Below are 19,102 nucleotides of genomic sequence, written 5' to 3'. Positions count from 1 at the left end.
TCAGAGTCAAGCGTTTATTTTCGCTGTTCTCTGCTGACCCGGCGGCGTGTGTGCCGTTGTTCCGTGTCAGTGGAGGCGCATTATAGGGAGTTATTCCGAAGCTGCAAGGATAAAGTGAAAATTATTTACTGACTGCTCACTTTCCAGGCAAAACGCATCCCAGACCTCAATTTTCGCCTGGTTTTTAAACAAAAACGAGCCGCAAGCGGCTCGTTTTTGCGTTTTGTGACTTACTGCACTGCCACAATACGATCGTCGTTGGCTTCCAGACGGATAACTTTGCCCGGAATCAGTTCTCCGGAGAGGATCTGCTGCGCCAGCGGGTTTTCGATCTGCTGCTGAATAGCACGTTTCAGTGGACGCGCACCATAAACCGGATCGTAACCATTCTCGCTCAGCAGCTTCAGCGCATCGTCAGAGATGTGAATTTCATATCCACGCTCTTCCAGACGTTTGTACAGACGCTGCAGCTGGATCTGCGCAATCGACGCAATGTGTTTTTCACCCAGAGGGTGGAATACCACCACTTCGTCAATACGGTTAATGAACTCCGGACGGAAGTTATGGCTCACCACACCGAGCACCAGATCCTTCATATGGCTGTAGTCCAGCTCACCGAAACGTTCCTGAATCAAATCGGAACCCAGGTTCGAGGTCATGATGACGACCGTATTACGGAAATCGACCGTTCTCCCCTGCCCGTCTGTCAGACGACCATCATCCAGCACCTGAAGCAGGATGTTGAACACATCCGGATGCGCTTTTTCCACCTCATCCAGCAGGATGACGGAATAAGGACGCCGGCGCACCGCTTCGGTCAGGTAGCCGCCCTCTTCATAACCAACATATCCCGGAGGCGCACCGACCAGGCGCGAGACGGAGTGTTTTTCCATGAACTCGGACATGTCGATACGCACCATCGCATCGTCGCTGTCGAACATAAAGTTTGCCAGCGCTTTACACAGTTCGGTTTTACCGACACCGGTCGGCCCCAGGAACAGGAACGAACCGATCGGGCGATTTGGATCGGAAAGCCCAGCACGGCTACGGCGAATAGCGTTGGAGACCGCTTCAACCGCCTCGTCCTGACCAATCACCCGCTGATGCAGATCCTGCTCCATACGCAGCAGCTTATCGCGTTCGCTTTCCATCATGCGCGCCACCGGAATACCGGTCCAGCGAGCGAGCACTTCGGCAATTTCGGCATCCGTCACTTTATTACGTAACAGACGCATGGTTTTGCCTTCAGACTGCGTGGCGATCTCAAGCTGTTTCTCCAGCTCAGGGATTTTGCCGTACTGCAGTTCAGACATACGTGCCAGGTCACCCACACGGCGAGCCTGCTCAATGGCAATTTTGGCCTGTTCGAGTTCCGCTTTAATGGTCTGCGTGCCAGAGAGGGAGGCTTTCTCGGCTTTCCACTCTTCTTCCAGCTCTGAATACTGGCGCTCTTTATCGTCCAGCTCTTCATTGAGCATATCCAGGCGTTTCTTACTGGCTTCATCAGACTCTTTTTTCAGCGCCTGCTGTTCCAGCTTGAGCTGAATGATGCGGCGGTCGAGTCGGTCCAGTTCTTCCGGCTTCGAGTCAATCTGCATACGAATGCTCGACGCCGCTTCATCGATCAGGTCGATTGCTTTATCAGGCAACTGACGATCGGCGATATACCGATGCGAAAGCGTCGCCGCCGCAACGATGGCCGGGTCAGTAATCTGCACATGGTGGTGCAGTTCATAACGCTCTTTCAGACCACGCAGGATCGCGATGGTATCTTCAACGCTTGGCTCAGCAACAAACACTTTCTGGAAGCGACGTTCCAGAGCGGCATCTTTCTCAATGTACTGACGATACTCATCAAGCGTAGTGGCACCGACACAGTGAAGTTCACCACGCGCCAGCGCAGGTTTCAGCATGTTCCCGGCATCCATCGCGCCGTCGGCCTTACCAGCCCCCACCATGGTGTGCAGTTCATCGATAAACAGAATGACGTTGCCTTCCTGTTTCGCCAGGTCGTTCAGCACGCCTTTCAAACGCTCTTCAAACTCACCGCGGTATTTCGCCCCGGCCACCAGCGCGCCCATATCCAGCGCCAGTACGCGGCGGCCTTTCAACCCTTCCGGCACTTCACCGTTTACGATACGCTGCGCAAGCCCTTCAACGATGGCGGTTTTACCGACCCCCGGCTCACCAATCAGTACCGGGTTGTTTTTGGTACGACGCTGCAGTACCTGAATCGTACGGCGGATCTCTTCGTCACGGCCGATAACCGGGTCAAGTTTGCCCTGCTCGGCACGTTCGGTCAGATCGACCGTAAATTTCTTCAAAGCCTGACGTTGGTCTTCGGCTCCCTGATCGTTCACGCTTTCACCTCCGCGCATTTTCTCAATCGCCTGAGTCACATTGGCGGTGGTCGCACCGGCAGATTTCAGCAGGTCGGTCAAGGTACCGCGTGATTCAAGCGCCGCCAGAACAAAGAGCTCCGACGAAATAAAGTTGTCCCCACGTTTTTGCGCCAGCTTGTCGCAAAGGTTCAGCACGCGCACCAGATCCTGCGACGGTTGAACGTCGCCGCCGGTACCTTCTACCTGCGGTAAACGGCTCAGCGCCTGATCGATATCGGTGCGTAACTGGCCAGCATTAATGCCAGCAGACGTTAATAAAGGACGTACCGATCCCCCTTCCTGATTCAGCAAGGCGCTCATTAAATGAAGAGGTTCGATGAATTGGTTGTCGTGCCCCAGTGCAAGGGACTGGGCATCGGCGAGAGCAAGCTGGAATTTATTAGTAAGACGATCCAGACGCATAACTCCTCCCATAACAGGTCAAATTTGCTACTGGAGATTAAATGAGGTCATCCCTCAATTATTCAAGGTTAATGACCTGAATTATGTGAAAAGAAAACGGCACGTGCCGGATCGTCTTGATTCTTTAGGTTATATCAGCCAAATGAAACTTGCCATACGACCCGTCGTCTTGTCGCGGCGATAGGAGAAAAAATCACCCTTTTCGGTGAACGTACAGCGATCGCCGCCGAAGATCTGCGTTACGCCAATATTATTCAGACGCTGGCGGGCAAGCTGGTAAATATCCGCCAGATATTTTTCCCCGGCAGGCAGGAAGGCCTCAATGGCTTGCGGATCTTTTTCCATAAATGCTTCGCGAACCTCCGGCCCTACTTCAAAAGCACGAGGGCCAATCGCCGGACCTAGCCAGGCCATGATATTGGCGGGATCATCATTGAAGCAGGCGACGGTCTCTTCCAGCACGCCCTCGCATAAGCCACGCCAGCCCGCGTGCGCTGCTGCCACCTCCGTACCGGCACGGTTACAAAACAGAACCGGCAGACAATCGGCGGTCATTACGGCACAAACCGTGCCCGGCGTATTACTGTAAGAAGCATCGGCGCGTTTGGAAGCGTAAGGTTCTCCCGTCAGCTTCAGTACCGCTTTGCCGTGAACCTGCTCCAGCCAAACCGGCTTCGACGGCAGATTTCCCGCAGCAAACAGACGCGTGCGGTTCTCTTCAACGTGTTCCAGGCTGTCGCCGCAGTGTGCGCCGAGGTTTAAAGACTCCCACGCGCCCTGGCTCACGCCGCCAATACGGGTCGAACTACAGGCGGCCACGCCTGCAGGCAGCGGCCACTCCGGGACAATCAGTTTGGTCATAACCAGTCCACTTGATCCTTATGTTCTTCGAAATCGGCACGCATGGCATCAATGAGTTCCACCATATCCTGCGGGATAGGCGCATGCCATTCCATCTGGATACCACTGATCGGGTGATAAAGACGCAGCATGGTCGCGTGCAGCGCCTGACGATCGAATTTACGCAGTACGCTGATGAACTCATCCGACGCGCCTTTTGGCGGACGCGGACGACCGCCGTACACCTGATCCCCCACCAGCGGATGGGTAATGTGCGCCATGTGAACGCGGATCTGGTGAGTACGACCGGTTTCCAGGCGCAGGCGCAGGCGGGTATGAATACGGAAGTGCTCCATAATGCGATAGTGCGTCACCGCGGGTTTACCCATCGGATGCACCGACATATGGGTACGTTTCGTCGGGTGACGGCTGATCGGCTCTTCTACCGTGCCGCCAGCGGTCATGTGTCCAATCGCCACCGCTTCATATTCGCGAGTAATCTCACGCAGTTGCAGCGACTCCACCAGACGGGTTTGAGCGGGAACGGTCTTCGCCACCACCATCAGGCCGGTGGTGTCTTTATCCAGACGGTGAACGATGCCTGCACGTGGGACATCCGCAATCGGCGGATAATAATGAAGAAGTGCGTTAAGTACCGTACCGTCTGGATTCCCCGCGCCCGGATGAACAACCAGGTCGCGCGGCTTGTTGATCACCAGAATGTCATCATCTTCATAGACGATGTCCAATGGGATATCCTGCGGCTCGAAGCGGATTTCCTCTTCGATTTCAGCATTGATGGCAACAGCTTCCCCACCAAACACTTTCTCTTTTGGTTTGTCCCAGATCTTGCCGTTTACCAGCACGCGCTGGTCAAGGATCCATTCTTTTATGCGTGAACGCGAATAATCAGGGAACAATTCGGCCAAAGCCTGATCTAAGCGTTGACCGAGCTGATTTTCGGAGACTGTTGCGGTGAGTTCTACTCGTTGTGCCATAAACTGCTTCTTTGTTTAACGTTGGGTTTTACGGCTTTGCCGTTTAATATAGTGTGCTATTGTAGCTGGTCTTAATCGGGAGCAGGAACAGAGTTTCTCCCGGACAAACATTTGAGGAAAGTCAAAACGTCATGACGCGCATGAAATATCTGGTGGCAGCGGCCACGTTGAGCCTGGCTTTGGTGGGCTGCTCCGGTTCGAATGAACAGGTCCCTGACAATCCGCCGAATGAAATCTATGCGACTGCACAACAAAAGTTGCAGGACGGTAACTGGAAACAGGCGATAACGCAACTGGAAGCGTTGGATAATCGCTATCCATTTGGTCCGTATTCGCAGCAGGTACAGTTAGATCTTATCTACGCCTACTACAAAAATGCCGATCTGCCGCTGGCTCAGGCAACTATCGATCGTTTCATGCGTCTGAACCCGACTCATCCTAACATCGACTACGTCATGTACATGCGCGGCCTGACCAACATGGCGCTGGACGACAGCGCCCTGCAGGGCTTCTTCGGCGTAGATCGCTCCGACCGTGACCCGCAGCATGCGCGCGACGCCTTCAATGACTTCTCCAAGCTGGTGCGCGGCTATCCGAACAGTCAGTACGTGACCGACGCCACCAAACGTCTGGTGTTCCTGAAAGATCGTCTGGCGAAATATGAGTACTCCGTTGCGGAATACTATACCCGCCGTGGCGCATGGGTTGCCGTGGTTAACCGCGTAGAAGGTATGCTGCGTGATTACCCGGATACTCAGGCTACGCGTGACGGCCTGAAGCTGATGGAAAATGCTTACCGTCAGATGCAGATGACCGCTCAGGCTGAAAAAGTGGCGAAAATCATCGCCGCGAACAGCAGCAACACGTGATATCGCTTCAATGCAAAACGGCAGCCCGAAGGCTGCCGTTTTTTTATTCAATTCAGACATCCGCTGAAGCGCTTTAGCCTCAACACATCCCGTCAACTATGACCGTAATTCGTACCTTCCACAAGGTAAATCTCATCTCTTCCTGCCCTGCCTCACAAAAAAGATTCCCTGACAAAAACCGACAAAATAACGTGATCTAAATCACACATTTTGACATTAGGTCGGGTATGCTGGAATCACCAAGACGGAAAGACAAGAGGTAAAATTTATGACAATGAACATTACCAGTAAACAAATGGAAATTACTCCGGCAATTCGCCAGCACGTCGCAGACCGTCTCGCCAAACTGGATAAATGGCAAACACATTTGATTAATCCACATATCATCCTGTCCAAGGAGCCCCAGGGTTTCATCGCTGACGCAACTATCAATACTCCAAACGGCCATCTGGTCGCCAGCGCAAAACATGAGGATATGTACACCGCAATCAACGATTTGATCAACAAGCTGGAACGGCAGCTCAATAAAGTGCAACACAAAGGTGAAGCCCGTCGCGCCGCAACGTCGGTGAAAGACGCCAGCTTCGCGGAAGAAGTTGAAGAAGAGTAATCCTTTAAATTGAGTGTACCGCCAACGCGCCTTCGGGCGCGTTTTTTATTGACAGGGTGAAAACAGTACGGGTACTTTAACGGTATCAATCACAGGATGACTTTATGAAACTTACGCCGTTCTTCTTCGCATTCTTTTTTACCTTCCCCTGAACGGGAGGCGTTTCGTCGTGTGATAAAGAATGCGAAGACGAACAACAAGGCCTCCCACACCGGGGGGCCTTTTTTATTGATAACGATAAAATGAGACAGGCAACACTATGACACCGGAAAACCCGTTACTGGATCTGCGAGTAAAAATCAGCGCGCTGGATGAAAAATTACTGGCGCTGCTGGCCGAACGTCGCGCCCTCGCCGTTGAAGTGGGCAAAGCTAAGCTGGACTCCCATCGTCCGGTCCGTGACATCGACCGCGAGCGGGATCTGCTGGAACGTCTCATCCAGCTCGGCAAAGCGCATCACCTCGATGCCCACTACATCACCCGGCTGTTCCAGCTCATCATCGAAGATTCCGTTCTGACCCAGCAAGCGCTACTCCAGCAGCATCTCAATAAAACCAACCCGCACTCGGCGCGCATCGCCTTCCTCGGGCCTAAAGGCTCCTACTCTCATCTGGCCGCACGCCAGTATGCCGCACGTCATTTTGAAGAGTTTATTGAGAGCGGCTGCGCAAAATTTGCCGATATTTTTAACCAGGTTGAGACCGGCCAGGCGGATTACGCCGTGGTGCCGATTGAAAACACCAGTTCCGGTGCCATCAACGACGTCTACGATCTACTGCAGCATACCAGCCTGTCGCTGGTCGGCGAGCTGACGATCCCTATCGATCACTGCGTGCTGGTCTCCGGTTCAACGGACCTGAACACGATCGAAACGGTCTACAGCCATCCGCAGCCTTTCCAGCAGTGTAGCCAGTTCCTGAACCGCTATCCGAACTGGAAAATTGAGTACACCGAAAGCACCTCGGCGGCAATGGAAAAAGTAGCGCAAGCCAACTCCCCAACCGTTGCTGCGCTCGGCAGCGAAGCGGGCGGCGCGCTGTATGGCTTACAGGTTCTGGAACGCAATCTTGCTAACCAGACGCAAAACATTACCCGCTTCGTGGTGCTGGCCCGCAAGGCAATCAACGTGTCAGACCAGGTGCCGGCGAAAACCACGCTGCTGATGGCGACCGGCCAGCAGGCGGGCGCGCTGGTAGAAGCCCTGCTGGTGCTGCGCAACCACAATTTGATCATGACCAGGCTGGAATCACGCCCAATCCACGGTAATCCATGGGAAGAGATGTTTTACCTCGATATCCAGGCCAACCTGGAATCTGCATCCATGCAGAAAGCCCTGCGCGAACTGGGTGAAATTACCCGTTCAATGAAAGTGCTGGGCTGCTATCCGAGCGAAAACGTCGTCCCGGTCGATCCAAGCTAGCATTCGATAAAACGGCTTTTCTTCATCCCTGCCACATTAACTGGCAGGGTGAAGACGGCTCCGGAAAGCGGATACTTCGCCACCTCCTCCGCATCCATATTTTCCCGCGTGGTGGTAATGAACAGCGTTTTCATATCATCGCCGCCAAAGCAGACCATCGTCGGGCAACGCACCGGCATGCGGTATTCTTCCAGTTGCTCCCCTTGTGGAGAAAAACGCGCGATACGCCAGCCGTCAAACAGCGCGCTCCAGTAGCAGCCTTCCACATCCATCGCCGCACCGTCCGGTATCCCCTCGCCCTCTTTAAACTGACGAAACACCTCACGCCTGCCGGGTTCACCCTGTTCATCAAGCGGGGTACGGAAGATCACACCGTTGGGCGTGTCTGAGGTAAACATCCACTGCTTATCCGGGCTAAACGCCAGGCCGTTGTGCCCGTGAATATCGCACTGGATCACCTTCGGCGTCAGGTCGTTGTCGATGCGCATCAGCAGGGCGCCGTTGTAATCTCCCGGCCCCCAGAACGTGCCCGCATAGAACCGGCCCTGATGGTCGGTGCCCCCATCGTTAAAACGCGCCAGCTGCGGGTTAGAGGGGTTATCACACACCTTGCGGCGCAGCAGTCCGTGTTTATCGGTTAGCCAGATGCCCGTGCGCATCGCAACGATAAAACCACCCTGCTCGCGCAGCGCGAAACAGCCCACCTCCTCGTGGAAAGAAAGCACGGTATGTTCCGCCGTCGGCAGGTGGTAGCGGTGGATCTCCCCTTCCAGAATATCCGCCCAGTAAAGCGCATTTTCTTCTGCGCTCCACGTCGGGCATTCGGGCAGATGCCCGGTGTAGTTCAACAGCAGCTGCGGTTCAGCCATGACAGTTCCCCAAAATGAAAAAAGCCAGCATTGCTGGCTTTCAGTATATACATCATTGGATTACTGGCGACTGTCATTTGCCTGGCGCAACAGCGTGCGGCTTTCACTCTGGAAACGCGTGGCGTAATCGCCGAACCAGTGCTCCACTTTGCGGAAGCTGTCGATAAACGCCTGCTTGTCTCCGTGCTCCAGCAGCGTAATGGCTTCGCCAAAGCGCTGATAGTAGCGCTTGATCAGCGCCAGGTTATTTTCAGACGACATGATGATGTCGGCGTAAAGCTGGGGATCCTGCGCAAACAGACGCCCGACCATCGCCAGCTCAAGACGATAGATGGGTGAAGAGAGCGCCAGCAGCTGTTCAAGCTGCACGTTCTCTTCCGCCAGATGCAGGCCGTAGGCAAAGGTCGCAAAGTGGCGCAGCGCCTGAATGAACGCCATGTTCTGATCGTGCTCGACCGCGCTGATGCGGTGCAGCCTCGCGCCCCAGACCTGAATCTGTTCCAGGAACCACTGATAGGCTTCCGGCTGACGACCGTCGCAGTAAACCACCACCTGCTTTGCCAGGCTGCCGCTGTCCGGGCCAAACATCGGGTGCAGCCCCAGCACCGGGCCCGTATGCGCAGCCAGCATCGCCTGCAGAGGACCGTTTTTAACGGAAGCCAGATCCACCAGAATGCAGTCTTTTGGTAAAGGAGGAAGCTTCCCGATGATCTGCTCCGTCACGTGGATCGGTACGCTGACGATAACCATTCCGGCATCTTTCATCAGTTCCGGTGCTTGTGCCCAGTCCTCTTTTTCCAGAATGCGCACCTGATAGCCAGAAAGCGTCAGCATTTTCTCGAACAGACGCCCCATCTGCCCTGCTCCGCCAACAATCACCACCGGACGCAGGGACGGACAGAGAGTTTTAAAGCCCTTGTCGTTTTCGCTGGAATAGGATTCCCGCATCACGCGACGCAGAACATCTTCAATCAAATCCGGCGAAACGCCCAGCGCCTGCGCCTCTTTACGACGGGAGGCCAGCATTGAGGCTTCGCGCTCCGGGACGTAAATCGGCAGGCCGTATTTGCTTTTCACCTCACCGACTTCGGCAACAAGCGCCATGCGGCGCGCCAGCAGGTCCAGCAGCGCCTTATCCACTTCATCAATTTGATCGCGCAGTGCGGTCAATTCAGCAACCATAACTACCCTCTTAAGCCAGACGCGTCGCCAGCTGGCCGCTTAAATCTTTATGGATCTCACGCAGCAGCGCATCGGTGGTTTCCCAGCTGATGCAGGCATCCGTCACGGAGACGCCGTGCTTCATCGCGCTGCGCGGCTGTTCTGATGACTGATTACCTTCATGAATGTTGCTCTCAATCATCAGGCCGATAATCGAACGGTTTCCGTCTTTGATCTGTGCGACCACGGATTCCGCAACCGCTGGCTGGCGACGGTAATCTTTATTCGAATTACCATGACTGCAATCTACCATCAGTGCCGGACGCAGTCCCGCCTGTTCCATCTCTTTTTCACACTGCGCCACGTCCGCCGGGCTGTAGTTTGGCGCTTTACCGCCGCGCAGGATCACATGACCGTCCGGGTTGCCCTGCGTTTGCAGCAGGCACACCTGGCCCGCCTGGTTGATACCGACAAAGCGGTGCGGCATGGCGGCGGCGCGCATGGCGTTGATCGCCGTCGCCAGGCTGCCATCGGTACCGTTTTTAAAGCCAACCGGCATCGACAGGCCAGACGCCATCTCACGGTGGGTTTGCGATTCAGTCGTACGCGCACCAATTGCGGACCAGCTAAACAGATCGCCCAGGTATTGCGGGCTGTTTGGATCCAGCGCTTCGGTTGCCAGCGGCAGCCCCATGCTGACCAGTTCCACCAGCAGGCGACGCGCAATCTTCAGGCCTGCTTCCACATCAAACGAGCCATCCATGTGCGGATCGTTGATCAATCCTTTCCAGCCAACCGTCGTGCGTGGCTTTTCAAAATAGACGCGCATCACCAGATAGAGGCTATCGCTGACCTCCTCCGCTAATGCTTTAAATCGACGCGCATACTCAATGGCGGTTTCAGGATCGTGAATAGAGCAAGGACCACACACCACCAGCAGGCGCGGATCGCGGCCAGCGATAATGTCAGAAATGGTCTGGCGAGAGTGCTCGATCTGAGCCTCCTGCGCGGCGCTCAGCGGAAACTCCGCTTTCAGTTGATCCGGGGTAATCAAAACCTGTTCGTCAGTGATATGTACGTTGTTCAGCGCGTCTTTTTGCATGATAGCGATCCTGTAAAGCTCGTTTGCGATAGTTGTTTTCCTCAGTGAGGTGAAACCACGATACCATAAAAAGTAAACATTTCAATCCAAAATACGTACATATTAGTTTACAGTCGCACAATAAAGGCAAAAATCAGCCGCTAAAATCGTAAACTTTAAATTACACTCTAAATTTCTTCCGCCAGGCTATGCTGAAGAAAAAGGAGAAGGGTTATGCGATCGATTGCTTTCGTCCTGCTGTCGCTGTTTTTATCGGGCTGTCAGATTAATCCTTACACTTTCCAGCCCAACTGGACGAGCCCGGACTGGTTCAGCGCGGGTAAAGAAGACGCCATAAATGGCCTGCCGGTTAAAGATAACCAGACCCTGGCCGATAGTTTTAACGACCCCCACGTCGATCGTAATGAATATCTTCGCGGCTATGCTGATGGTCAGAAGAAAGTGTGTGAAGAAGGCTTTATTCATGCATGGGGATTAGCGGGCAAATCTTATCCAGCCAGTTGTGATACTGTTGAAAATGCAGCGAAACTGCATGCGTCATGGCAAAAAGGAATGGATGAAAGTATGCGTTCCAGCAGGCTTAATTAAGTCTGCTTTTATTCTTTGGAAAATAAACAACTGTAGGATTTAGCTTAGGTCAGCCATGGGCTATTTCTGACATAATGACGGTTCTGATAAACAATGGTATTCTGCCCGCAACTCTTAAGGACATCTATTTCCGGAGCGGTACGGCGGATTCTGGTGAGAAATTTATACTTGAACTCTTTGTTCCGACTCACTCTGGTGCTAATGCTGTTCCTTATGGTGGGCCCGGCGATGGCAGGCGCGCTCTCGGAGACAGATAAATCGGTACGTTCTATTGTCTCAGGCATAGTGAGCTATACGCGATGGCCGTCGCTTTCCGGTCAGCCTAAACTCTGCATCTATGCCACTTCTCACTATACGCACGCGCTCAGCGAAAACCAGGGGCATAACGAGTTACCTTATACCCCCGTTATTGTACGTAACGATCGGGAAGCCCTGGCCGCGACATGCGATGCTGTTTATTTCGGGACTGAACCACCTGCGAAACAACTTGAATTAATAAGTCAATATCAGGGCAGAGCATTGCTATTAATCTCAGAGCAAAATCCGGAATGTGTTATTGGCAGCGCCTTTTGCCTGATAATCGATCGTGGCCAGGTGCGATTTTCCGTCAATCTGGATGCGTTGACACGCAGTGGCGTCAGGGTTAACCCGGATGTATTGATGCTTGCACGGAATAAGCAGCATGGATAAAGATTTCATCTCGACGCAGCGTCCGACCTTTAAAAGAACGCTGAGGCGAAACAGCATGATAAGCGTCATCATCACAATGACGTTAATATGGCTGTTGCTCTGTTTTGCCTCGGTCGTAACATTAAAACAATACGCGCAAAAAAATCTCGAATTAACCGGCGCCACAATGAGCCACAGCCTTGAAGCCTCTCTGGTTTTCAACGATTCACTGGCGGCCAACGAAACGCTCGCTGCGCTGGGTAAGCAGGGGCAGTTTGCCGTAGCAGAAGTCATCAACGGGCATAAAAAGCGCTTTGCCTACTGGTCCTGGAACCCGAAGGATAATAACGACACGCTGGGGGCGCTGGTCAGCCGCTGGCTTTTCCCCGTTCCGGTTGCGCAGCCCATCCTGCACAACGGCGCGAAGATAGGTGAAATACGTCTTACCGCGCGTGACAGCCTTATCAGCCATTTCATCTGGATGTCGTTTGCCGTCCTCACCGGCTGTATTCTTTTTGCAACCGTCGTCGCGCTCACCATTACCCAGTCTCTGCACCGCGGCATGGTCACGGCGCTGCAAAATATCACCGACGTTGTGCATGACGTCCGCACCAATCGCAACTTTTCCCGTCGGGTGAAAGATGGGCGCATTGAAGAATTCCATCAGTTTGGAGAAGACTTCAACAGCCTGCTGGACGAGATGGAGGAGTGGCAGCTTAAGCTCCAGGCGAAAAACGCTCAACTGCTTCGTACCGCCATGCACGACCCGCTCACCGGTCTTGCTAACCGCGCTGCGTTTCGTAACAGTATTGCGGCATTAATGAATGACCCCTCGGCAAAAACAAACTCGGCCCTGCTCTTCCTCGACGGTGATAATTTTAAGTTTATTAACGACACCTGGGGACACGCGGCAGGAGACTGCGTGCTGATTGAAGTCGCCAGCAGGATGGTGGAATTTGGCGATAAACGCCACCAGTCCTACCGCCTTGGCGGTGACGAATTTGCCATGGTGCTGTACGGGGTGCATTCTGAACCAGAGGTTCAACACATTTGTGCTGCGCTAGCGCAGCAGTTTATCCGTCCGTTTGATCTGCATAACGGACAAAAAGCATCGATGTCACTCAGCATTGGCTTTGCTCTGGCGTGGGAAAATGCGTCCGTTGAAGCATTACTGGAGAAAGCCGACCGTAATATGTACCAGGTCAAAAACCAGCGTACAAAAACAATAAGTTAGGAAGGAAATACTATGTTAAAACGATACTTCGCGCCGTTAGTTATGGCCTCACTGGTTCTGGCTGGCTGTCAGTCGCCGCCCCAGGGCAAGTTCACACCTGAGCAAATCGCGGCGATGAAGTCATACGGTTTTAACGAACTGAACGGCGACTGGTCGCTTGGTATGTCGGACACCATCCTCTTTGATAAGAATGACGCCAGACTGCGTCCGGAAAGTGAAACACAGATCCAGTCCATGGCCTCTCGTCTGGCGAAAACTGGCCTGAATCACGCGCGAATGGACGGTCATACCGATAATTACGGTGAAGCAAGCTACAACGAAGCCCTGTCGTTAAAACGCGCCAATGCCGTGGCCGACGCCTGGGCGAAGGGCGCGAATATCCCGCGCAGCAATCTCACCACCCGGGGATTAGGCCAAAAATATCCGATTGCGAGCAATAGCACTGCACAAGGGCGCGCTGAAAACCGCCGGGTGTCAGTGGTTATCAGCGCGCCATAGGATTATTTAGCGGATGATTCGGTGAGCGACACGCCTGTTGCCGCTCGCCAGCGCAGCCAGTCAATCAGAACAAACAGCGCCAGACTCACGCCCATCACCGGCAAAGCCAGCCCCAGCAGTGCGCTGATGACCACGGTAACACCTCTTCCCCACCCTGACAGCGCCAGCCAGCTCTGAGTAAGCGTCTGCACCGGATTCATTGCCGACTGTGCCGGACGACGCATCCACCACATCCGGTATCCCCAGATGATAAGCACGCACAGGGCAAGGCCGAAAGCAACGAGCAGCAGCTGATTCACCAGCCCGAATAAGATCCCCATATGGAAATCCACGCCCCAGCGGGTCAGTTTTGCCATGAGCGGGAAATCCTCGAATCGGGTTCTGTCGAGGATCTGCATCGTACCGGGATCAACCGCAACGGCGTCCACCTGAGTCGGCCAGCTGCGGTCGATCTCCGTCACTGTCCATGCGCGATCCATTGTTTTCGCCGGGCGGATCTCCAGCCTGTTGGCATCAATCCCCGCTTTACGCGCCGCGCTCAACACGCCGTCAAACCGCGTCAGATCCATCGCCATTTCCGGCATCACCATTCCGCCGTGATGGCCACGGTGTTCGGCATGTTCATCCACGACCTCATGTTGGCCGGATAGCGTCGTGTTCACCTGCGGGGTGAGCCAGTTCATCTCTGCACGCAGCTTATCCACGTTCCCGCCCGCCCACTGGGACCAGGTCAGGCCGGTTGCAGAGAAGAGCAGTATGCCCCCCAGTAATATCCATCCGAGCGTCACATGCACCCGACGGCGGTTCTGGAAGCGATTGTTAATCCGGCGTTTTGGTCGGGTATAAAACCACAGGGCAATCCCTCCCAGTGCGGCCACCCACATCCAGGAAGCGGCCAGTTCGCTATAGAGCCGCCCAATATCGCCCAGCATCAGAGAGGTATGCAGATAATCAATGGTCTGACGCAGCGGTAAAATCCCGCTGGTGCCGTACACCGTCATATCCCCCAGCACCGCCAGGCTTACCGGATCGATAAAGATCGCCCGGTTTTCCGAGGGCCCCAGCGTCGGGTCAGCAAACATCACGCGGGTGGTTTCACCTTCAACCAGCCCCGGGCGAACGGCGTGCAAACGCAAATCTGAGCCAACGGCCTTTTCCGCCGTGGCGATTTGTTCCGCCAGCGGCTTCGGTTCGCCCACGGAATTCGTGTGGAGAGCGTCCCGGTAGAGCGCATTCTCGAGCTGCGGGGTCGCCACGTACAGCGTACCGGTCAGCGCGGCGAAGAAGATAAACGGGCCGACAAATAGCCCGACGTAGAAATGGAGGCGACGCAGCAGGTTTCCCCATGCCGCGCGCGGAGTGCAGGTAGTCATACTTTTCCTTTTTAAGGCAAAAAGTTATCGATTGAGTTTTTAAAGGGAAAAAGCAGACTGCCGCGGCGGCGCGCGGGTATCGGGGTAAAGCCAGGGGAAAAAGTGCCAGTGGCTGACCGCCTGACGCGGCGGCTTAACGCGAAGCCTCTGCAGCACGATACTGAGCAGCACTATCAGCGCGAGCATCACGCCAGGGACATGCGCTAACAGCACGCAGTAGCCGCACGCCTCCGCATGGTCAACCGGCATCGTGTGCGGCATATCGCCGTGATGCTCGTCCATCGACATCATGCTCATGTCATGATGCATGCCCGGCATGGCGCTCATGGGGTCTTTCTGCAACGAGACGGAGATAAGGGGTGCCACCACGATCAGCAGGATCGCAAACAGCGCGGTCAATGCCGCTGCGCGTTTCCGGTTAGGCTGATGCAGTACGTTATCCACGTCCCCTCCATTCAAGAGGCAAGCATTGTAAATGATTTATGACGAAAGGGTTAATGCGAGAGGTGCGATGGGATAAAAAAAGGGCCAGCCTTTCGGCCAGCCCTTTCTAACAGGATGTCGCTTAAGCGAATCTTAGTTCAGACGCTCTTTAATACGAGCAGACTTACCAGTACGCTCACGCAGGTAGTACAGTTTAGCTTTACGTACAGCACCACGACGTTTAACAGCAATGCTGTCAACTACCGGAGAGTGAGTCTGGAAGACACGCTCAACGCCTTCGCCGTTGGAAATTTTACGAACAGTGAATGCAGAGTGCAGACCGCGGTTACGAATAGCGATAACCACGCCCTCGAATGCCTGCAGACGTTTTTTGGAACCTTCAACAACCCATACTTTCACTTCCACGGTGTCACCTGGACGGAAGGAAGGTACGTCCTGCTTCATCTGCTCTTGTTCAAGTTGCTTAATAATGTTGCTCATAATTTAATCTCTTATCCTGGGTAAACTGATATTCGGGAGCGTATTACGCCTTCCCATCATGTTCATGCTGCTGGTGCGCGTGTTCAGTTTTGAACTCGGCCAGCAACTTTGCTTGCTCTTCAGTCAGAGCCAGGTTTTCCAGAAGTTCAGGTCTTCTAAGCCAGGTTCGGCCCAGCGACTGCTTCAAACGCCAGCGACGTATCTCGGCATGGTTTCCAGACAGTAACACTGCCGGTACTTCCATCCCTTCTAACACTTCAGGACGAGTATAGTGTGGACAGTCCAGCAATCCATCGGCAAAGGAATCTTCCGTTGCCGAAGCTTCATGGCCCAGTACCCCCGGAATAAACCGGGCGACGGAGTCAATCAGCGTCATTGCCGGTAACTCACCACCGCTGAGAACGTAATCGCCGATAGACCATTCTTCGTCAATCTCGGTTTGAATTACGCGCTCATCTATCCCTTCGTAACGACCACAGACCAGAATCAGCTTTTGATTCGTCGCCAGTTCGCTCACGCCCGCTTGATCAAGCTTGCGTCCCTGAGGTGACAGATAAATCACCTTTGCGCCTTCACCTGCCGCGGCTTTTGCTGTGTGAATGGCGTCCCGTAAGGGTTGCACCATCATTAACATCCCCGGTCCGCCGCCGTAAGGACGATCGTCCACGGTACGGTGCCGGTCATGAGTAAAGTCACGCGGACTCCAGCTCTGGATGCTCAGCAGGCCATTCTTTACTGCCCGGCCAGTTACCCCGTAATCGGTAATCGCGCGGAACATTTCAGGAAACAGGCTAATTATGCCAATCCACATAGCGCCGTCTTTTACCGTTTATCCGGAGAATTTAAAAACCAGGATCCCAATCTACTTCAATGGTTTGAGTAGCGAGATCGACTTTCTTGATAACCTGTCCATCGAGGAACGGGACCAGCCGCTCCTTGATGCCAAATGCATCTTTCAGGTTTGCCTTAATGACGAGAACGTCATTTGACCCGGTTTCCATCATATCGATGACTTTCCCCAGGCTGTAACCTTCAGTGGTGACTACCTGGCAACCCATAAGGTCTTTCCAGTAGTAGTCGCCCTCTTCCAGCTGTGGCAACTGCGACGAATCCACGACAATTTCACAATTAGTCAGCGCATTCGCGGCATCACGATCGTCAATGCCTTTCAGCTTGATGATGATGTCCTGATTGTGGTGACGCCAGCTTTCCAGCTCGACCTCTTCCCACTTACCGGCTTTCTGGATGAACCAGGGCTGGTAATCAAAAATGCTATCAGCGTCTTCAGTGGAGGAAAACACTCTGAGCCAACCACGGATACCGTAGCAAGAACCCATTTTTCCCAATACGATCGGTTCAACAGGTGCTTTATTGCTCATCATGACCACCGTGACAGATTAAGCTGCTTTGTTTGCTGCTTTGATCAGCGTAGCAACGCGATCGGAAACAGTAGCGCCCTGGCCAACCCAGTGAGCGATACGATCCAGATCCAGACGGGTTTCTTCTTCTGCGCCAGAGGCCAGTGGGTTGAAGAAACCAACGCGCTCAATGAAGCGACCGTTGCGTGCATTACGGCTGTCAGTCACAACAACCTGGTAGAACGGACGCTTTTTAGCGCCGTGACGTGCTAAACGAATAGTTACCATAACATCCTCTTGTGTGAATAAAACAACCGGGCCCCATCGAGGAACGGAGCCCGGGTGTCATATTAAAAGCCCGAAAATTTTACTCATTTTCGGGCAAAAAGCAATCTCAAAAGCGATTAACGCCCTGGAAAACCGGGAGGCATCATGCCTTTCATGCCGCGCATCATCTTCGCCATGCCGCCTTTCTTCATTTTCTTCATCATGCGCTGCATGTCGTCGAACTGTTTCAGAAGGCGGTTAACGTCCTGCACCTGCATGCCGCAACCGGCAGCGATACGGCGCTTACGGGAACCTTTGATGATTTCTGGCTTGGCTCGTTCTTTCAGCGTCATGGAGTTAATGATCGCCTCCATACGCACCAGCACTTTGTCATCCATCTGGGATTTAACGTTGTCAGGGATCTGGCCCATGCCCGGCAGTTTGCCCATCAGGCTTGCCATGCCGCCCATGTTTTTCATCTGACGCAGCTGCTCAAGGAAGTCGGTCAGATCGAAACCGTCGCCTTTTTTCAGCTTGCTGGCGAGCTTTTCAGCCTGCGCGCGGTCGACCTTGCTCTCGATATCTTCGATCAGCGACAGCACGTCGCCCATGCCGAGGATACGGGAGGCGATACGGTCTGGGTGGAACGGCTCCAGCGCTTCGGTTTTCTCGCCCACGCCGAGGAACTTGATCGGCTTACCGGTGATATGACGAATAGAAAGCGCCGCACCACCGCGGGCGTCGCCGTCCACTTTGGTCAGCACCACGCCGGTTAACGGCAGCGCTTCGTTAAACGCTTTCGCGGTATTCGCCGCATCCTGACCGGTCATGGCGTCAACAACAAACAGGGTTTCTACCGGGTTGATAGAAGCGTGCACCTGCTTGATTTCGTCCATCATCGCTTCGTCAACGTGCAGACGACCGGCGGTATCCACCAGCAGCACGTCGTAGAATTTCAGCTTCGCTTCTTTCAGCGCGGCGTTAACGATGTCGACAGGCTTCTGGGCAACGTCGGACGGGAAGAAGTCCACGCCGACCTGCTCGGCCAGCGTTTCCAGCTGCTTGATCGCCGCCGGGCGATAGACGTCCGCAGAGACCACCAGCACTTTCTTCTTGTGCTTTTCGCGCAGGAATTTACCCAGCTTACCGACGCTGGTGGTTTTACCCGCACCCTGCAGGCCCGCCATCAGCACCACGGCCGGCGGCTGAGCCGCCAGGTTAAGCACCTGGTTCTCTTCGCCCATCGCCGAAACCAGTTCGTTACGAACGATTTTGACGAACTCCTGACCCGGGGTCAGGCTCTTGTTAACTTCATGACCAACCGCCTTCTCTTTTACGCGGTTGATAAAATCACGAACAACCGGCAACGCCACGTCTGCTTCCAGCAGCGCCATGCGCACTTCGCGCAGCGTTTCCTTGATGTTCTCTTCAGTAAGGCGTCCGCGGCCGCTGATGTTGCGCAGCGTGCGCGACAAACGATCGGTTAAATTATCAAACATTGTCTCTCGCCTGAGTAGA

21 protein-coding genes and 1 other annotated feature are annotated in these 19,102 nt (G+C 54.1%); of the genes, 8 read left to right on the top strand and 13 right to left on the bottom strand.

All coding sequences use genetic code 11. The features are described 5' to 3' along the window. Positions 1 to 230: 230 nt before the first annotated feature. The 3 genes from clpB to rluD form a co-directional block, all read right to left on the bottom strand. Positions 231 to 2,804 (bottom strand): ATP-dependent chaperone ClpB, encoded by a 2,574-nt coding sequence (gene clpB, locus IM313_RS21120; protein WP_028014114.1) that lies wholly within the window; start codon positions 2,802 to 2,804, stop codon positions 231 to 233. A 129-nt stretch (positions 2,805 to 2,933) separates the two neighbouring features. Then, positions 2,934 to 3,665 (bottom strand): purine nucleoside phosphorylase YfiH, encoded by a 732-nt coding sequence (gene yfiH, locus IM313_RS21115; protein WP_041908642.1) that lies wholly within the window; start codon positions 3,663 to 3,665, stop codon positions 2,934 to 2,936. Further along, a complete protein-coding gene (rluD, locus tag IM313_RS21110; RefSeq protein ID WP_028014116.1) occupies positions 3,662 to 4,642 on the bottom strand; it encodes a 23S rRNA pseudouridine(1911/1915/1917) synthase RluD in 981 nt (326 codons plus the stop codon). The genes yfiH and rluD overlap by 4 nt, the downstream gene beginning before the upstream one ends. Before the next feature lie 131 nt (positions 4,643 to 4,773). On the opposite strand from rluD, the gene bamD reads away from it, so the two are divergent. The 4 genes from bamD to pheA all read left to right on the top strand — a co-directional run bounded on the left by bamD (position 4,774) and on the right by pheA (position 7,541). Next, complete coding sequence (bamD, locus tag IM313_RS21105) at positions 4,774 to 5,511, top strand: outer membrane protein assembly factor BamD (protein WP_023308867.1); 738 nt, start codon at positions 4,774 to 4,776, stop codon at positions 5,509 to 5,511. A 268-nt stretch (positions 5,512 to 5,779) separates the two neighbouring features. Continuing rightward, a complete protein-coding gene (gene raiA / locus IM313_RS21100; RefSeq protein WP_003863162.1) occupies positions 5,780 to 6,121 on the top strand; it encodes a ribosome-associated translation inhibitor RaiA in 342 nt (113 codons plus the stop codon). A 103-nt stretch (positions 6,122 to 6,224) separates the two neighbouring features. Then, positions 6,225 to 6,350, top strand: a sequence feature (Phe leader region). Then, on the top strand, positions 6,226 to 6,273 hold the full coding sequence (gene pheL, locus IM313_RS21095) for a pheA operon leader peptide PheL (protein ID WP_100249759.1): 48 nt from the start codon (positions 6,226 to 6,228) through the stop codon (positions 6,271 to 6,273). (Overlaps the previous feature by 48 nt.) A 30-nt stretch (positions 6,351 to 6,380) precedes the next feature. After that, positions 6,381 to 7,541, top strand: a complete 1,161-nt coding sequence (gene pheA / locus IM313_RS21090; protein ID WP_028014117.1) for a bifunctional chorismate mutase/prephenate dehydratase — start codon at positions 6,381 to 6,383, stop codon at positions 7,539 to 7,541. On the opposite strand, the gene IM313_RS21085 is transcribed toward pheA, so the two are convergent. From IM313_RS21085 to aroF, 3 genes are read right to left on the bottom strand one after another with little or no spacing between them, the layout of a single operon-like run. After that, positions 7,538 to 8,410, bottom strand: a complete 873-nt coding sequence (locus tag IM313_RS21085; protein WP_192971725.1) for an SMP-30/gluconolactonase/LRE family protein — start codon at positions 8,408 to 8,410, stop codon at positions 7,538 to 7,540. The two genes, pheA and IM313_RS21085, sit on opposite strands and share 4 nt — an antisense overlap. A gap of 60 nt (positions 8,411 to 8,470) precedes the next feature. After that, positions 8,471 to 9,592: a bifunctional chorismate mutase/prephenate dehydrogenase gene (tyrA, locus tag IM313_RS21080; protein ID WP_028014119.1), complete on the bottom strand. Its 1,122-nt coding sequence runs from the start codon at positions 9,590 to 9,592 to the stop codon at positions 8,471 to 8,473. 10 nt (positions 9,593 to 9,602) lie between these two features. Further along, positions 9,603 to 10,673, bottom strand: coding sequence for a 3-deoxy-7-phosphoheptulonate synthase AroF (gene aroF, locus IM313_RS21075; RefSeq protein ID WP_041908638.1), 1,071 nt, complete (start codon positions 10,671 to 10,673; stop codon positions 9,603 to 9,605). Between the two features lie 213 nt (positions 10,674 to 10,886). On the opposite strand from aroF, the gene IM313_RS21070 reads away from it, so the two are divergent. From IM313_RS21070 to IM313_RS21055, 4 genes are all read left to right on the top strand, one after another. Then, a complete protein-coding gene (locus IM313_RS21070; RefSeq protein ID WP_041908636.1) occupies positions 10,887 to 11,261 on the top strand; it encodes a DUF2799 domain-containing protein in 375 nt (124 codons plus the stop codon). A 228-nt stretch (positions 11,262 to 11,489) separates the two neighbouring features. Continuing rightward, a complete protein-coding gene (locus IM313_RS21065) occupies positions 11,490 to 11,951 on the top strand; it encodes a YfiR family protein (protein WP_370528543.1) in 462 nt (153 codons plus the stop codon). Beyond that, positions 11,944 to 13,164, top strand: coding sequence for a diguanylate cyclase DgcN (gene dgcN / locus IM313_RS21060; protein ID WP_028014122.1), 1,221 nt, complete (start codon positions 11,944 to 11,946; stop codon positions 13,162 to 13,164). Before IM313_RS21065 ends, dgcN begins: the two co-directional genes overlap by 8 nt. 12 nt (positions 13,165 to 13,176) lie before the next feature. Continuing rightward, complete coding sequence (locus IM313_RS21055) at positions 13,177 to 13,662, top strand: OmpA family protein (protein ID WP_028014123.1); 486 nt, start codon at positions 13,177 to 13,179, stop codon at positions 13,660 to 13,662. Between the two features lie 2 nt (positions 13,663 to 13,664). On the opposite strand, the gene IM313_RS21050 is transcribed toward IM313_RS21055, so the two are convergent. The 7 genes from IM313_RS21050 to ffh all read right to left on the bottom strand — a co-directional run bounded on the left by IM313_RS21050 (position 13,665) and on the right by ffh (position 19,083). Continuing rightward, the gene (locus IM313_RS21050) at positions 13,665 to 15,035 is read right to left on the bottom strand and encodes a PepSY domain-containing protein (protein ID WP_192971724.1); all 1,371 of its coding nucleotides are present in this window, start codon (positions 15,033 to 15,035) and stop codon (positions 13,665 to 13,667) included. Positions 15,036 to 15,074: 39 nt separating this feature from the next. Further along, a complete protein-coding gene (locus tag IM313_RS21045; protein ID WP_045260864.1) occupies positions 15,075 to 15,479 on the bottom strand; it encodes a DUF2946 domain-containing protein in 405 nt (134 codons plus the stop codon). Positions 15,480 to 15,611: 132 nt separating this feature from the next. After that, positions 15,612 to 15,959 (bottom strand): 50S ribosomal protein L19, encoded by a 348-nt coding sequence (gene rplS, locus IM313_RS21040; RefSeq protein ID WP_002914145.1) that lies wholly within the window; start codon positions 15,957 to 15,959, stop codon positions 15,612 to 15,614. Between the two features lie 43 nt (positions 15,960 to 16,002). Next, positions 16,003 to 16,770: a tRNA (guanosine(37)-N1)-methyltransferase TrmD gene (trmD, locus tag IM313_RS21035; protein WP_003863138.1), complete on the bottom strand. Its 768-nt coding sequence runs from the start codon at positions 16,768 to 16,770 to the stop codon at positions 16,003 to 16,005. A 31-nt stretch (positions 16,771 to 16,801) separates the two neighbouring features. Then, positions 16,802 to 17,341, bottom strand: coding sequence for a ribosome maturation factor RimM (gene rimM / locus IM313_RS21030; RefSeq protein ID WP_028014127.1), 540 nt, complete (start codon positions 17,339 to 17,341; stop codon positions 16,802 to 16,804). A 15-nt stretch (positions 17,342 to 17,356) separates the two neighbouring features. Next, positions 17,357 to 17,605, bottom strand: coding sequence for a 30S ribosomal protein S16 (gene rpsP, locus IM313_RS21025; protein ID WP_022649067.1), 249 nt, complete (start codon positions 17,603 to 17,605; stop codon positions 17,357 to 17,359). 116 nt (positions 17,606 to 17,721) lie between these two features. Continuing rightward, a complete protein-coding gene (gene ffh / locus IM313_RS21020) occupies positions 17,722 to 19,083 on the bottom strand; it encodes a signal recognition particle protein (protein WP_003863132.1) in 1,362 nt (453 codons plus the stop codon). Positions 19,084 to 19,102: the final 19 nt, after the last annotated feature.

It is taken from the genome of Enterobacter cloacae complex sp. P2B (genome assembly GCF_014895985.1).
GTDB classification, from domain to species: Bacteria; Pseudomonadota; Gammaproteobacteria; order Enterobacterales; family Enterobacteriaceae; genus Enterobacter; species Enterobacter bugandensis.
This window is presented reverse-complemented; position numbering and strand designations above follow the sequence as displayed.

Bases quoted from the DNA above. Each gene is read 5' to 3' on its own strand.
- clpB (WP_028014114.1), bottom strand. From the start codon at position 2,804: ATGCGTCTGGATCGTCTTACTAATAAATTCCAGCTTGCTCTCGCCGAT.
- yfiH (WP_041908642.1), bottom strand. From the start codon at position 3,665: ATGACCAAACTGATTGTCCCGGAGTGGCCGCTGCCTGCAGGCGTGGCC.
- rluD (WP_028014116.1), bottom strand. From the start codon at position 4,642: ATGGCACAACGAGTAGAACTCACCGCAACAGTCTCCGAAAATCAGCTC.
- bamD (WP_023308867.1), top strand. From the start codon at position 4,774: ATGACGCGCATGAAATATCTGGTGGCAGCGGCCACGTTGAGCCTGGCT.
- raiA (WP_003863162.1), top strand. From the start codon at position 5,780: ATGACAATGAACATTACCAGTAAACAAATGGAAATTACTCCGGCAATT.
- pheA (WP_028014117.1), top strand. From the start codon at position 6,381: ATGACACCGGAAAACCCGTTACTGGATCTGCGAGTAAAAATCAGCGCG.
- IM313_RS21085 (WP_192971725.1), bottom strand. From the start codon at position 8,410: ATGGCTGAACCGCAGCTGCTGTTGAACTACACCGGGCATCTGCCCGAA.
- tyrA (WP_028014119.1), bottom strand. From the start codon at position 9,592: ATGGTTGCTGAATTGACCGCACTGCGCGATCAAATTGATGAAGTGGAT.
- aroF (WP_041908638.1), bottom strand. From the start codon at position 10,673: ATGCAAAAAGACGCGCTGAACAACGTACATATCACTGACGAACAGGTT.
- IM313_RS21070 (WP_041908636.1), top strand. From the start codon at position 10,887: ATGCGATCGATTGCTTTCGTCCTGCTGTCGCTGTTTTTATCGGGCTGT.
- IM313_RS21065 (WP_370528543.1), top strand. From the start codon at position 11,490: ATGGCAGGCGCGCTCTCGGAGACAGATAAATCGGTACGTTCTATTGTC.
- dgcN (WP_028014122.1), top strand. From the start codon at position 11,944: ATGGATAAAGATTTCATCTCGACGCAGCGTCCGACCTTTAAAAGAACG.
- IM313_RS21055 (WP_028014123.1), top strand. From the start codon at position 13,177: ATGTTAAAACGATACTTCGCGCCGTTAGTTATGGCCTCACTGGTTCTG.
- IM313_RS21050 (WP_192971724.1), bottom strand. From the start codon at position 15,035: ATGACTACCTGCACTCCGCGCGCGGCATGGGGAAACCTGCTGCGTCGC.
- rplS (WP_002914145.1), bottom strand. From the start codon at position 15,959: ATGAGCAACATTATTAAGCAACTTGAACAAGAGCAGATGAAGCAGGAC.
- trmD (WP_003863138.1), bottom strand. From the start codon at position 16,770: ATGTGGATTGGCATAATTAGCCTGTTTCCTGAAATGTTCCGCGCGATT.
- rimM (WP_028014127.1), bottom strand. From the start codon at position 17,341: ATGATGAGCAATAAAGCACCTGTTGAACCGATCGTATTGGGAAAAATG.
- rpsP (WP_022649067.1), bottom strand. From the start codon at position 17,605: ATGGTAACTATTCGTTTAGCACGTCACGGCGCTAAAAAGCGTCCGTTC.
- ffh (WP_003863132.1), bottom strand. From the start codon at position 19,083: ATGTTTGATAATTTAACCGATCGTTTGTCGCGCACGCTGCGCAACATC.